The sequence below is a fragment of the Mycobacterium sp. GA-2829 genome, assembly GCF_001499965.1.
Classification (GTDB): domain Bacteria; phylum Actinomycetota; class Actinomycetes; order Mycobacteriales; family Mycobacteriaceae; genus Mycobacterium.
The window spans coordinates 1-13,670 of record NZ_LQIT01000010.1; the positions used below are offsets into that span (position 1 = coordinate 1).

Consider the following 13,670-nt stretch of genomic DNA (forward strand, 5'->3'; position numbering starts at 1 on the left):
CCGGGTGGGTGTGGGCGGGTTGGGTCTGGCCGGGGTGCCCGTGGCCGGGGGCCCGCTGGCGGGGGGGGGTCAGTCCGGGTGTGCCCAGACCGGGGGTGGTCAGTCCCGGGGTGTCCAGACCGGGTGTGGTGAGGCCGGGGGAGGTCAGGCCGCGGGACGTGAGGCCGGGCGAGGTGAGACCCGGGGCGGTCAGGCCGGGGGAGCCCAGGCCCGGTGAGGTCAGCGTCGACGTGGCCGGGCTGCCGGCCAGCGACGGCGGCAGGTTGATCCCGAAGGACGAAAGACCTTGCGACAGCGCCGACATCAGCTCGCTGGGCAGATCGGTGATCATCGCGGCCTGGACGAATTCACGGTGCTGAGGCGCATCGGTGGGCCCGGAGAGTTGGGTCACTGCCACTGCTGCGACTGGACTTGCCACGGCCACGGCGGCGAACGCGCTCATGGCTGTCGAGGCCTTGCTGCGACGTCGGTTCGGCACGGAAGTCTCCTCAATACATGGACTACATGTGGCTATTGCTCGTAGGGTTTTTCGATCGTGTCGACGGCGACGAACTCCCTCTCACGAGCCCACGCTCCGACGAGATCGATGCTACGGGCGTGACTGCTGTGACTAGAGTGACGATGCGGAATCGTGAGCCAATTGCGACCTGGACTCGCCCTACGGTTCCGCCGCCCGGCCGGAGCGCATGTCGGGGCCGGGCGCCGCGGTCGGATACCCTGGCTGCCGATGAGCTCCCCCAACACCCCGGTCCCACCCTCCGGAGCCCAGTACGACCTGATCGTCGTCGGCTCCGGATTCTTCGGCCTCACGATCGCCGAGCGGGTGGCGACCCAACTGAACAAGCGGGTCCTCGTCCTCGAGCGCAGGCCCCACATCGGGGGTAACGCCTACTCCGAGCCCGAACCGCAGACCGGTATAGAGGTGCACCGCTACGGCGCCCACCTGTTCCACACCTCCAATCAGCGGGTGTGGGACTACGTGCGCCAGTTCACCGACTTCACCGGCTACCAGCATCGGGTGTTCGCGCTGTACAACGGCCAGGCCTATCAGTTCCCGATGGGTCTGGGCCTGGTCAGCCAGTTCTTCGGCCGCTACTTCACCCCCGACGAGGCGCGTGCGCTGATCGCCGAACAGGCCGCCGAGATCAGGACCGAGGACGCCAAGAATCTCGAGGAGAAGGCGATCTCCCTGATCGGCCGCCCGCTCTACGAGGCCTTCGTCAAGCACTACACGGCCAAACAGTGGCAGACCGACCCCAAGGAGCTGCCCGCCTCGACCATCAGCCGGCTGCCGGTGCGCTACACGTTCGACAACCGCTACTTCAACGACACCTACGAGGGTCTGCCCGTCGCGGGCTTCACGAAGTGGCTGGAGAACATGGCCGCCGACGACCGCATCGAGGTGCGGCTCGACACCGACTGGTTCGACGTCCGCGACGACCTGCGCGCGGCGAACCCCGACGCCCCGGTCGTGTACACCGGCCCCGTCGACCGCTACTTCGACTACTCCGAGGGGCGGCTGGGCTGGCGCACGCTGGACTTCGAACTCGAGGTCCTCGACACCGGGGATTTTCAGGGCACCCCCGTCATGAACTACAACGACGCCGACGTGCCCTACACCCGCATCCACGAGTTCCGGCACTTCCATCCGGAGCGGGCCTACCCGACCGACAAGACCGTGATCATGCGGGAGTTCTCCCGGTTCGCCGACGAGAACGACGAGCCCTACTATCCGATCAACACCGAGTCCGACCGCGCGCTGCTGGCCGCCTACCGGAACAAGGCCAAACAGGAGACTGTCGCGGCCAAGGTCCTGTTCGGCGGGCGGTTGGGCACCTACCAGTACCTGGACATGCACATGGCCATCGCCAGCGCGCTGAACATGTACGACAACACCCTGGCGCCGCACCTCCGCGACGGTGCGCCCCTGCAAGACGACCGAGAGAACACCAATTCATGAGTGAGATCGCCACCGGTACGCCGGTCGCCGGCGAATCACGCGCAGTGAGCCTGCTGTCCCGCGTGATCCTGCCGCGGCCGGGCGAACCCCTCGACGTCCGCAAGCTCTATATAGAGGAATCCGAGACCAACGCGCGGCGGGCGCACGCCCGCACCAGGACGACGCTCGAGGTCGGCGCCGAATCCGAGGTGTCGTTCTCCACGTACTTCAACGCGTTTCCCGCCAGCTACTGGCGGCGCTGGTCGACGCTGCCCGCGGTGGTGCTGCGGGCCGAGCTGACCGGCAGCGGCCGGGTGGACCTCTATCGCACCAAGGCCACGGGCGCGCGCATCTTCGTCGAGGGCCGGGCGTTCTCGAGCGAGGGAGACCGGCCCACCGTCGTCGAGGTGGAGGTCGGACTGCAGCCGTTCGAGGACGGCGGCTGGATCTGGTTCGACATCACCACCGACAGCGCCGTGACGCTGCACAGCGCCGGGTGGTACGCGCCGGTGCCCGCGCCAGGGGTGGCCAACGTCGCCGTCGGCATCCCGACGTTCAACCGGCCCGACGACTGCGTGAACTCGCTGCGCGCGCTGACCTCCGACCCGCTGGTCGACGAGGTGATCAGCGCGGTGATCGTGCCTGACCAGGGCAACCGGAAGGTCCGCGACCACCCCGAGTTCGCCGAGGCCGTGGCGCCGCTGGGCAACCGGCTCTCCATCCACGACCAGCCCAACCTCGGCGGGTCCGGCGGCTACAGCCGCGTGATGTACGAGGCGCTCAAGAACACCGACTGCGAACAGATCCTGTTCATGGACGACGACATCCGCGTCGAACCGGACTCGATCCTGCGCGCGCTCGCGCTCAACCGCTTCGCCAAGACGCCGATGCTCGTCGGTGGCCAGATGCTCAACCTGCAGGAGCCGTCGCACCTGCACATCATGGGTGAGGTCGTCGACCGGGCGAACTTCATGTGGACCTCGGCGCCCTACACCGAGTACGACCACGACTTCGCCAAGTTCCCGCTGCAGGACAACAGCGAACGCAGCCAGCTGCTGCACCGGCGCATCGACGTCGACTACAACGGCTGGTGGATGTGCATGATCCCGCGGCAGGTCGCCGAGGAGCTCGGCCAACCGCTGCCGCTGTTCATCAAATGGGACGACGCCGAGTACGGGCTGCGCGCCGCCGAACACGGCTACCCCACCGCCACCATGCCCGGCACCGCGATCTGGCACATGGCGTGGAGCGACAAGGACGACGCGATCGACTGGCAGGCGTACTTCCACCTGCGCAACCGGTTGGTGGTCGCCGCGCTGCACTGGGACGGCGACATCCGCGGACTGATCCGCAGCCACTTCAAGGCCACGCTCAAACACCTTGCGTGTCTTGAATATTCGACTGTCGCGATCCAGAACAAGGCGATGGACGACTTCCTCGCCGGGCCGGAGCACATCTTCTCGATCCTCGAGAGCGCGCTGCCCGAGGTGCACCGCATCCGCAAGCAGTACCCGGACGCCGTGGTGCTGCCCGCGGCCAGTGAACTGCCGTCGCCGTCGGAGAAGCTGCAGAAGATCGACCCGCCGGTCGCCAAACCGGTGATCGCCTACCACCTGATCCGCGGCATCCTGCACAACGCCAAAGCGGCCGACCCGCAGAACCACGAGCGCCCGCAGCTCAACGTGCCGACGCAGAACTCCCGGTGGTTCCTGCTGTCCAAATACGACGGGGTCACGGTCACGACCGCCGACGGCCGCGGCGTGGTCTACCGCAAGCGCGACCGGGCGAAGATGATCGCGCTGCTGCGGGAGTCCGTACGCAGGCAGCGCAAGCTGGCCCGCCGCTTCGACCACATGCGCCGGGTCTACCGCGAAGCGCTCCCGACGCTTGCCAGCAAGCAACAGTGGGAGACGGTGCTGCTCTCCCCGCAAGAAGTGCGATGAACCATGGCTGACGAACCACGCGGTGAGGACGCCGCGCTGGTCGCGGTGCAGGCCGCGCTCGCAGGCCGCCCCGGCGTGCTCACCGGTGCCCGCGCCCTCTCCCACTTCGGTGAACACAGCGCCGGCTGGCTGGCCGTCGCAGGCGCGGGCGCACTGCTGCAGCCCGAACGCCGTCGTGACTGGCTGGTCGCCGGTGCGGGCGCGTTCGCCGCGCACGCCGCCGCGGTGGTGATCAAGCGCGTGGTGCGCCGCGAGCGGCCGCACCACCCCGCGATCGCGGTCAACGTCGGAACGCCCAGCCGGTTGAGCTTCCCGTCCGCGCACGCCACCTCCACCACCGCGGCCGCGGTGCTGCTCGGCCGGCTGACGGGGCTGCCGCTGCCCGCACTGCTGATCCCGCCGATGGCGTTGTCACGGCTGGTACTGGGCGTGCACTATCCCAGTGACGTGATGACCGGTGTCGCGGTCGGTGCGGTGGTCGCCGAGACCGCCGCGCGGGTGGCAGGAACGAGCGCAGGGCAATGGAGCGGATCGAGATGAGTTCTGGGCGTCATGGGTATCGGGATGAGTGAGGAAGCGGCGCCGGTCACCGGCCCGCCGCGCAGTCTGCCCGCAGGCATCATCAAGGCGATCCGGCCACGGCAGTGGGTGAAGAACCTACTGGTGCTCGCCGCACCGCTGGTCGCACTCGGCGACGACCGGTTCACCTACGACTACCGCGAAGTGCTGGTCAAGGTGTCGGTCGCGTTCGTCGCGTTCTGCCTGGCCGCCTCCACGGTGTACCTGGTCAACGACGCCCGTGACGTCGAAGCCGATCGTGCCCACCCCACCAAGCGGTTCCGGCCGATCGCGGCAGGCGTGGTCTCCCAACGGCTGGCCTACGGGCTGGCCGTCGTGCTGGGCGTGGCGTGCCTGCTGATCTCCTGGCTGCTGACCCCGAACCTCGCGCTGGTGATGGCGGTCTACATCGCGATCCAGCTGGCGTACTGCTTCGGGCTCAAACACCAGGCGGTGCTCGACATCTGCATCGTCTCGTCGGGCTTCCTGATCCGTGCGATCGCCGGTGGCGTGGCCGCCGACATCCCGCTGTCACAGTGGTTCCTGCTGGTGATGGCGTTCGGATCGCTGTTCATGGCGGCCGGTAAGCGCTACGCCGAACTGCAGCTCGCCGAGCGGACCGGCGCCAAGATCCGCAAGTCACTGGAGAGCTACACCACCACCTACCTGCGGTTCGTGTGGACGATGTCGGCGACGGCGGTCGTGCTGTGCTACGGCCTGTGGGCGTTCGGGCGCGACGACGCGGGCGGCACGTCGTGGTTCGTCGTGTCGATGATCCCGTTCACGATCGCGATCCTGCGCTACGCGGTCGACGTCGACGGCGGTATGGCCGGTGAACCCGAGGAGATCGCGCTGCGCGACCGGGTGCTGCAGTTCCTCGCCGTGGCGTGGATCGGGACTGTCGGTGCGGCAGTCATCTTCGGCTGACCTCCGCCCGCCCAGAGGTGCGGGCATCGCACGCCGGCTGATCCGTGGCCCCGAGTTCCCGTTCGACGTCACCACCCGCATCAGCCTGTGGGCCGGCGTCGTCGTGGTGGCGCTGCTGTTCGGCTGGGGCGCCTGGGAGCGCCGGTGGATCGCCGACGACGGGCTCATCGTGCTTCGCACCGTGCGCAACCTGCTGGCGGGCAACGGGCCGGTGTTCAACGCGGGGGAGCGGGTCGAGGCCAACACCTCCACGCTGTGGACCTACCTGATCACCGTCGGCGCCTGGATCGGCGGCTCGGTGCAGCTCGAGTACGTCGCGCTGGTGTTCGCGCTGGTGCTCAGCCTGGCGGGCGTCGCGCTGGCGATGCTCGGCACCGCCCGCCTCTACGCGCCCAGCCTGCAGGGCCGACGCGCCCTGCTGCTGCCCGCGGGTGTGCTGGTCTACATCGCGGTGCCCCCGGCCCGCGACTTCGCCACGTCCGGGTTGGAGAACGGGCTGGTCATCGCCTACCTCGGGCTGCTGTGGTGGATGCTGGTGTGCTGGTCGCAGGGTTTGCGCAACCCGTCGGGCGAGGGCCGCGACGCGATCGGCAGGGGATTCACCGCCGCGCTGGCGTTCGTCGCCGGGCTCAGCGTGCTGGTGCGTCCGGAACTCGCGCTGCTCGGCGTCGGGGTACTGCTGATGATGCTGATCGCGGCCCGGTCCTGGCGGCGCAGGTCGCTGATCGTCGTCGCGGGCGGCCTGCTGCCGGTGGCCTACCAGATCTTCCGGATGGGCTATTACGCGCTGATCGTGCCCGGCACCGCGGTGGCCAAGGACGCCTCCGGCGCCAAGTGGCCGCAGGGGTTGACCTACCTCACCAACTTCGTCGAGCCCTACCTGCTGTGGGTGCCCGCGGTGCTGCTGATCGTGACCGGCGTGCTGCTGGTGAGCACCCGCAGCAGGCCGTGGTGGATCCGGCACGAGCCGCCGCGCGGGTACGGCCGGTTGGCCCGGCTGGTGCAGAGCCCGCCGGTGGTGGTGCTGTTCATCGTGGGAAGCGGTGCGCTGCAAGCGATCTACTGGGTGCGCCAGGGTGGCGACTTCATGCACGGCCGGGTGCTGCTGACCCCGCTGTTCTGCATGCTGCTGCCGGTCTCGGTGATCCCGGTGGTGCTGCCCGACGGCAGCCGGTTCAGCCGTGAGACCGGCTACCTGCTGGCCGGGGCCACCAGCGTGCTGTGGCTGGGGGTCGCGGGCTGGTCGCTGTGGGCGGCCAACGCGCCGGGCATGGGTCCCGACGCCACCCGCGTCACCGACACCGGCATCGTCGACGAACGCCGCTTCTACGCGCAGGCGACCGGACACGCCCACCCGCTGACCGCCGCCGATTACCTGGACTATCCCCGCATGCGGGCCCTGATGACCGCGATCGACAACACCCCGGACGGGGCGCTGCTGCTGCCGTCGGGCAACTACGACATGTGGGACGTGGTGCCGGCCTACCCGCCGCCTCCCGACGCGGGCCCCGGCTACATCGGCCCACACACGGTGTTCTTCACCAACCTGGGCATGTCCTCGATGAACGTCGGCCTCGACGTGCGGGTGATCGACCAGATCGGGCTGGCCAACCCGCTGGCCGCGCACACCGAACGTTTGCAGGACGGCCGCATCGGCCACGACAAGAACCTGTTCCCGGACTGGGCGGTCGCCGAGGGGCCGTTCTTCAAGATCCCGCCCTACCTGCCCACCTACCTCGACCGCGACTGGGTGGCCCAGGCCGAGGCGGCACTGCGGTGCCCGGCCACCGATACGGTGCTCAACTCGATCCGGGCGCCGCTGACCCCGCGCCGGTTCCTGTCGAACGTGGTGCACGCCTACGAATTCACGAAATACCGGCTCGACCGGGTGCCGCGGTACGAGCTGGCACGCTGCGGTCTGCCGGTGCCCGAACCGTTCGAACCGCCGTACACCGGGATGCCCGCGGCGGGACCGTAACCGATACATGACGTGCGGGCCGCCGATTTGGCCCCCGGGTGCCCGGTCTGTTTGGGTAACGCCGGGGGCAGGTCGATCGATATCCCGGTCAGGTGTCTCACGACACCCCATCCAATGCTGCCCCGAAAACGATCGAAGGACCGCAGATGCGTAGCACGTCGCGTGTGGATCCCGCAGCGCAACGGTGCGCGGACGGGCCGCAGGCGATCCGTCGGACCCGGGTGACGAATTCCACCCGACCCCGCTGTGGCGATTTCGCCACCCAGAGAACCCACCTCGGCGATCACCCCCGCGCCGAGGCGCTGAAGTGCGCGGATGCGGACTTCACGACCCACCGCGAACGCCGCATCCCGCCGGGCTGCGCCGGTCGTGGCGAAACACGCTGGAGAGAACGATCACACGATCGTGTGGTTGACTACACGGGCAACGCAGCCTGGTCTGGAGCCCCCGGACCGGTTGCGGCTTACGACAGATGGGAAATTGCAGTATGAGTTTCGTTGGGAAGATGCGCGACGCGGTGAGGGCCATGCCGCGCCGGCTCACGATCGCGGCCGCTGCCGCTGCCGTGCTGCCCGGCCTGGTCGGCGTCGCAGGAAACTCGGCGACGGCCGGTGCGTTCTCGCGCCCGGGTCTGCCGGTCGAGTACCTCATGGTCCCGTCTGCGGGCATGGGCCGCGACATCAAGGTCCAGTTCCAGAGTGGTGGCGCCAACTCCCCGGGCGTGTACCTGCTCGACGGTCTGCGCGCCCAGGACGACTTCAACGGCTGGGACATCAACACCGCCGCGTTCGAGTGGTACCTGGACTCCGGCCTCTCGGTGATCATGCCGGTCGGCGGCCAGTCCAGCTTCTACAGCGACTGGTACAAGCCGGCTTGCGGTAAGGCCGGTTGCTCCACTTACAAGTGGGAGACGTTCCTGACCCAGGAGCTTCCCGCGTACCTGGCCTCGACCAAGGGTGTGAACCCGAACCGTAACGCGGCCGTCGGCCTGTCGATGGCCGGTTCCGCCGCGCTGACGCTGGCGATCTACTACCCGCAGCAGTTCCAGTACGCGGCCTCGCTGTCGGGCTTCCTGAACCTGTCCGAGGGCTGGTGGCCCATGCTGGTCGGCCTGTCCATGGGTGACGCCGGCGGCTACAAGTCCGAGGACATGTGGGGTCCGTCGAGCGATCCGGCGTGGAAGCGCAACGACCCGATGGTCAACATCGACAAGCTCGTCGCCAACGGCACCCGCGTCTGGGTGTTCTGCGGTAACGGCAAGCCGGCCGACATCAACGGCCAAGTCGAGGGCGACAACTTCAACGCGAAGTTCCTGGAGAGCTTCACGCTGCGCACCAACGAGACGTTCCAGGAGCAGTACCTGGCCGCCGGTGGTCGCAACGGCGTGTTCAACTTCCCGCAGGCCGGTACCCACAGCTGGGGTTACTGGGGTCAGCAGCTGCAGCAGATGAAGCCGGACATCCAGCGCGTGCTGGGTGCGGTGCCGCAGCCGTCGCCCGCCCCCGCGGGTGCCGAGGGTGGCAACTGACACACTGATCGACGGTTCGACGGCGGCGTTCCCTTCGGGGCGCCGCCGTCGCCGTTTCGGAACACTTCAGGACCGGGGCCGGCAGTGGTGTGGTTCACTACCTGCGGCGGGGTGTGGATCAACGGGACGTGAGGTGTGTGCTGTGATGATGCGTGGGGTGTGGCGAGCGGTGCTGAGTCTGGCGGTGGCCGCGGGCCTGTGGTCGGCCGTCGACACGGTGTCTCCGGCCGCGGCCCGGGCCGACGCCGTCGAATACCTGATGGTGCCGTCCGCGGCGATGGGCCGCGCCATCCCGGTCGCGTTCCAGGCCGGCGGACCGCATGCGGTGTACCTGCTCGACGCGTTCAACGCCGCCCCCGAGGTCAGCAACTGGGTGACCGCGGGCAACGCGATGAACACCCTTGCGGGTAAGGGTGTCTCGGTCGCCGCCCCCGCCGGTGGCGCGTGGAGCCTGTACACCAACTGGGAGGCCGACGGCAGTAAGCAGTGGGAGACGTTCCTTTCGGCGGAGCTGCCGGACTGGCTGGCCGCCAACAAGGGCCTGGCGCCCGGCGGGCACGGCGTCGTGGGCGCCGCGCAGGGTGGCACGGCCGCGTTGACGCTGGCCGCGTTCCATCCCGACCGCTTCCGCTACGCCGGCTCGATGTCGGGCTTCCTGACGCCGTCGGCGACCGCGATGAACGGCGCCATCACCGCGGGTCTGGCGCGCTTCGGCGGTGCCGACACCCGCAACATGTGGGGCCTGCCACAGCTGGGCCGGTGGAAGTGGCACGACCCCGACGTCCACATCCAGCTGCTGGCCAACAACAACACCCGGCTGTGGCTGTACAGCCCCACCACGCTGACGTGTGTGGACCCGCCCGCGATGATCGGCTACTGCGATCAGGCCCAGGGCAGCAACCGCGCGTTCTACCAGCACTATCGCGCTGTCGGCGGCGGTAACGGGCACTTCGACTTCCCGTCCGGCGGTGAACACGGCTGGGGCAGCTGGGGTCCGCAGCTGGGCGCGCTCTCCGGAGACTTGGCCGCCGCGATCGCCTGACGCGGTCGATCCTGCGCCGCCGGATGCGTTCCGGATAGCCGGTACCGTGGGCAACGTGCAGCATCGACGCCGGATCCTCCCGACGCTGTTCATGCTGTCCGTGGTGCCGTTGGCCGCGCTGCTCGCCGCGTGCAGCCTGACCAACGGCCTCCTGAACCGCGATGTCACCTCGACCGCCGCACCTCCGCCCGCCGCGCTCCCGGACCGGCCCGCCGACCGTGGCTCGGATCTGCCCACCCCGCCCGACGGCGCCGCCCAGCCCGGTGCGCTGACCGTCACCAGCCAGCAGCGGCTCTACCTGAACGCGTTGGATGCCGCCGGGGTCCGCAAGACCAGCGATCTGCGCGCCCTGTCGATCGGCTCGGCGGTCTGCCAGGCGCGGGCGGCCCAGCAGAGTGAGCAGGCGGTGTGGGAGTTCATCGTTCCGCTGGTGCGCAGCGACGTGCGCGCCACCCGTCCCGGCTCCATGCGGACCTCGGTGAGTGAGGTCAACGCCGCGACAGCCGACTACATTCGCATCGCAACCGACCGTCTCTGCTAACGCAGACCCGTGTCCGCAAGGAGCCGATTCACCATGCCGAAATCCAACCGACGCAAACGTCACCGCATCCTCGCCCTGGCCGCCGCCGGGGCGATGACCCTGGTGGTGGTGTTGGTGGTGGCCATCGTCGTCGTGGTGATGCGCAGGCCCGACACCCCCGACACGGCGATGCCGCCCACCGCGGTGCCGCCGACGAGCGCACCGTCGACCGGTAAGCCGCGACCGGAGTTCCAGGACGCCAGCTGCCCCGACGTGCAGCTGCTGTCGATCCCGGGGACCTGGGAGTCCTCACCGCAGCTGGATCCGTTCAACCCGACCCAGTTCCCGATCGCGTTGCTGCTCAACGTGACCAATCCCCTGCGCGCGGAGTTCGGCAACGACCGGCTCGAGGTGTACACGGTTCCCTACACCGCCCAGTTCCACAATCCGTTCTCCGCGGACAAGCAGATGTCCTACAACGACAGCCGCGCCGAGGGCACCCAGGCCGCGGTGCGGGCGCTGACGGACATGAACAACCGCTGCCCCCTGACCAGCTACGTGATCGTCGGCTTCTCCCAGGGCGCGGTGATCGCCGGGGACATCGCCAGCGACATCGGCAACGGCCGCGGCCCGATCGACCAGGACCTCGTGCTCGGGGTGACCGCGATCGCCGACGGCCGCCGCCAGACCGGGGTCGGACAGGACGTGGGTCCGAACCCGCCCGGGGTGGGTGCCGAGATCACGCTGGCCGAGGTGCCGACGCTGAGCGCGCTGGGGTTGGCCATGACCGGGCCGCGGCCGGGCGGTTTCGGTGAACTCAACGACCGCACCTTCGAGATCTGCGCACCCGGCGACCTGATCTGCGCGGCGCCCGAATCGGCGTTTTCGATCGTGAACCTGCCGCGTACGTTGGAGACATTGGCCGGCGGTGCCGGACAACCGGTGCATGCGATGTACGCCACGCCGCAGTTCTGGCAGGTCGACGGCCAGCCCGCCACGGCGTGGACGCTGAACTGGGCGCGCGGTCTGATCGAGAACGCGCCGCAACCAAAACATGGTTGACATGTGACCAAGTTGATTTGGCGAGTGCCCACCCGCCGCTTAACATGCTTGATATTAAGAGAAAACTAAGGCTGCGAGCGATGGCTGACGCGGGTGCGGCGGGTGCGGCGGGTGCGTCGATGCCGGCACCCACCTCTGCCCGAGTAGCATTTTGAGGTTCGGGTCCGCGCCGTCCGCCGGTGACCGCAGCGACCGTGAAAGAGCCGTGCAGCCAGCCGCGGTTTGACAGGAGAGTGTGCACATGCCGTTCCACAACCCGTTCATCAAGGACGGACTGATCAAGTTCCCCGACAACGGGAACCTGGTGCGTCACGTCGAGCGATGGGCGAAGGTGCGTGGGGACAAGCTCGCCTACCGCTTCCTCGATTTCTCGACCGAGCGGGACGGCATCGCGCGGGATCTGAACTGGAACGACTTCGGCGCCCGCAACCGCGCCGTCGGCGCGCGGTTGCAGCAGGTCACCCAGCCCGGCGACCGCGTCGCGATCCTCTGCCCGCAGAACCTCGACTACCTCGTGGCGTTCTTCGGCACGCTGTACTCCGGGCGGATCGCGGTCCCGCTGTTCGACCCGAACGAACCGGGTCACGTCGGCCGCCTGCACGCGGTGCTCGACGACTGTCACCCGTCGGCCATCCTGACCACCACCGCCGCCGCCGAGGGCGTGCGCAAGTTCTTCCGGACCCGGCCGGCCAACCAGCGTCCCCGCGTCATCGCGGTCGACGCGGTGCCCAACGAGGTCGGGGCCACGTGGGAACCCGTCGAGGTCGACCAGACGACCATCGCCTACCTGCAGTACACCTCCGGTTCCACCCGCATCCCGACCGGCGTCCAGATCACGCACCTGAACCTGGCCACCAACGTCGTCCAGGTCATCGAGGCGCTCGAGGGCGAGGAGGGTGACCGCGGTGTGTCGTGGCTGCCGTTCTTCCACGACATGGGGCTGATCACCGTGCTGCTCTCCCCGATGCTCGGCCACTACATCACCTTCATGACGCCCGCCGCGTTCGTCCGCCGCCCCGGCCGCTGGATCCGCGAGATGGCGCGCAAGGAGGGCGACACCGGCGGTGTCATCTCGGTGGCCCCGAACTTCGCGTTCGACCACGCCGCCGCCCGCGGGGTGCCCAAAGACGGCGAACCGCCCATGGACCTGTCGAACATCAAGTGCATCCTCAACGGCAGTGAGCCGATCTCGGCGGCCACCGTGCGCCGGTTCAACGAGGCGTTCGGCCCGTTCGGGTTCCAGCCCAAGGCGATCAAGCCGTCCTACGGTCTGGCGGAGGCGACGCTGTTCGTGTCCACCACACCGATCAGCGCCGAGCCGCGGATCACCTACGTCGACCGCGACGCGCTCAACGACCACCGCTTCGTCGAGGTGGCCGAGGATTCGCCGAAGGCTGTCGCGCAGGCGGGTGCGGGCAAGATCGGCGTCGCCGAGTGGGCCGTGATCGTCGACCACGAGACCGCCACCGAGCTGCCCGACGGGCAGATCGGCGAGATCTGGATCAGCGGCCAGAACATGGGCACCGGCTACTGGGGTAAGCCCGAGGAGACGATCGCGACTTTCCACAACATCCTCAAGTCGCGCACCGAACCCAGCCACGCCCAGGGTGCGCCCGACGACGCGACCTGGGTGCGCACCGGTGACCTCGGCGCCTACCACGAGGGTGAGCTCTACATCACCGGCCGCGTCAAGGATCTGGTGATCATCGACGGCCGCAACCACTATCCGCAGGACCTCGAGTACTCGGCGCAGGAGGCCACCAAGGCCCTGCGCACCGGGTTCGTCGCCGCGTTCTCGGTGCCGGCCAACCAGTTGCCCGACGAGGTCTTCGAGAACGCCCACGCCGGTCTCAAGCGCAACGCCGACGACACCTCCGAACAGCTCGTCATCGTCGGTGAGCGGGCGCCGGGTGCGCACAAGCTCGACATGGGGCCGATCGCCGACGACATCCGCGCCGCGATCGCCGTGCGTCACGGCGTCACCGTGCGCGACGTGCTGCTGACCCCGGCCGGTGCGATCCCGCGCACCTCGAGCGGCAAGATCGGGCGTCGCGCCTGCCGCTCGGCCTACCTCGACGGCAGCCTCCGCAGCGGGAAGATCGCCAACGCCTTCCCCGACGAGACCGACTGACGAACGGGCCGCGCCTTCCCCTGACACGAACCGCCGCGGGCG

At 68.9% G+C, this 13,670-nt stretch carries 10 protein-coding genes and 1 pseudogene; 10 read left to right on the forward strand and 1 reads right to left on the reverse strand.

Going from position 1 to position 13,670, the window contains the following annotated elements; translation table 11 throughout:
* A pseudogene (locus tag AU194_RS07280) lies at positions 1–478 on the reverse strand (hypothetical protein); the annotation flags it as partial.
* Between the two features lie 249 nt (positions 479–727).
* Here AU194_RS07280 and glf point away from each other — a divergent pair.
* The 10 genes from glf to fadD32 all read left to right on the forward strand — a co-directional run bounded on the left by glf (position 728) and on the right by fadD32 (position 13,628).
* Positions 728–1,960, forward strand: a complete 1,233-nt coding sequence (gene glf / locus AU194_RS07285; protein ID WP_059088577.1) for a UDP-galactopyranose mutase — start codon at positions 728–730, stop codon at positions 1,958–1,960.
* Positions 1,957–3,882, forward strand: a complete 1,926-nt coding sequence (locus AU194_RS07290) for a glycosyltransferase (RefSeq protein WP_059088578.1) — start codon at positions 1,957–1,959, stop codon at positions 3,880–3,882. The genes glf and AU194_RS07290 overlap by 4 nt, the downstream gene beginning before the upstream one ends.
* Before the next feature lie 3 nt (positions 3,883–3,885).
* Positions 3,886–4,422 carry a phosphatase PAP2 family protein gene (locus AU194_RS07295; RefSeq protein ID WP_059088579.1) on the forward strand — a complete coding sequence of 179 codons (537 nt, stop codon included), beginning with the start codon at positions 3,886–3,888 and terminating at the stop codon, positions 4,420–4,422.
* Between the two features lie 24 nt (positions 4,423–4,446).
* On the forward strand, positions 4,447–5,367 hold the full coding sequence (locus AU194_RS07300) for a decaprenyl-phosphate phosphoribosyltransferase (RefSeq protein WP_059088675.1): 921 nt from the start codon (positions 4,447–4,449) through the stop codon (positions 5,365–5,367).
* Positions 5,345–7,345 carry a flagellar motor control protein ZomB gene (gene zomB, locus AU194_RS07305; RefSeq protein WP_059088580.1) on the forward strand — a complete coding sequence of 667 codons (2,001 nt, stop codon included), beginning with the start codon at positions 5,345–5,347 and terminating at the stop codon, positions 7,343–7,345. The genes AU194_RS07300 and zomB overlap by 23 nt, the downstream gene beginning before the upstream one ends.
* Before the next feature lie 487 nt (positions 7,346–7,832).
* Positions 7,833–8,873 (forward strand): esterase family protein, encoded by a 1,041-nt coding sequence (locus AU194_RS07310; protein ID WP_059088581.1) that lies wholly within the window; start codon positions 7,833–7,835, stop codon positions 8,871–8,873.
* 145 nt (positions 8,874–9,018) lie between these two features.
* Positions 9,019–9,915, forward strand: a complete 897-nt coding sequence (locus tag AU194_RS07315; protein ID WP_059088582.1) for an alpha/beta hydrolase-fold protein — start codon at positions 9,019–9,021, stop codon at positions 9,913–9,915.
* A 55-nt stretch (positions 9,916–9,970) separates the two neighbouring features.
* Positions 9,971–10,456 (forward strand): DUF732 domain-containing protein, encoded by a 486-nt coding sequence (locus AU194_RS07320; RefSeq protein ID WP_231743220.1) that lies wholly within the window; start codon positions 9,971–9,973, stop codon positions 10,454–10,456.
* 33 nt (positions 10,457–10,489) lie between these two features.
* Positions 10,490–11,497, forward strand: coding sequence for a cutinase family protein (locus AU194_RS07325; RefSeq protein WP_059088583.1), 1,008 nt, complete (start codon positions 10,490–10,492; stop codon positions 11,495–11,497).
* A 241-nt stretch (positions 11,498–11,738) separates the two neighbouring features.
* Entirely contained in the window at positions 11,739–13,628 is a 1,890-nt protein-coding gene (gene fadD32 / locus AU194_RS07330; RefSeq protein ID WP_059088584.1) for a long-chain-fatty-acid--AMP ligase FadD32, read from the forward strand.
* The last annotated feature ends 42 nt before the right edge of the window (positions 13,629–13,670 follow it).

Coding starts and splice junctions, on each gene's coding strand:
- AU194_RS07295 (WP_059088579.1), top strand. CDS start 3,886: ATGGCTGACGAACCACGCGGTGAGGACGCCGCGCTGGTCGCGGTGCAG.
- fadD32 (WP_059088584.1), top strand. CDS start 11,739: ATGCCGTTCCACAACCCGTTCATCAAGGACGGACTGATCAAGTTCCCC.
- AU194_RS07290 (WP_059088578.1), top strand. CDS start 1,957: ATGAGTGAGATCGCCACCGGTACGCCGGTCGCCGGCGAATCACGCGCA.
- AU194_RS07325 (WP_059088583.1), top strand. CDS start 10,490: ATGCCGAAATCCAACCGACGCAAACGTCACCGCATCCTCGCCCTGGCC.
- glf (WP_059088577.1), top strand. CDS start 728: ATGAGCTCCCCCAACACCCCGGTCCCACCCTCCGGAGCCCAGTACGAC.
- AU194_RS07310 (WP_059088581.1), top strand. CDS start 7,833: ATGAGTTTCGTTGGGAAGATGCGCGACGCGGTGAGGGCCATGCCGCGC.
- AU194_RS07315 (WP_059088582.1), top strand. CDS start 9,019: ATGATGCGTGGGGTGTGGCGAGCGGTGCTGAGTCTGGCGGTGGCCGCG.
- AU194_RS07300 (WP_059088675.1), top strand. CDS start 4,447: ATGAGTGAGGAAGCGGCGCCGGTCACCGGCCCGCCGCGCAGTCTGCCC.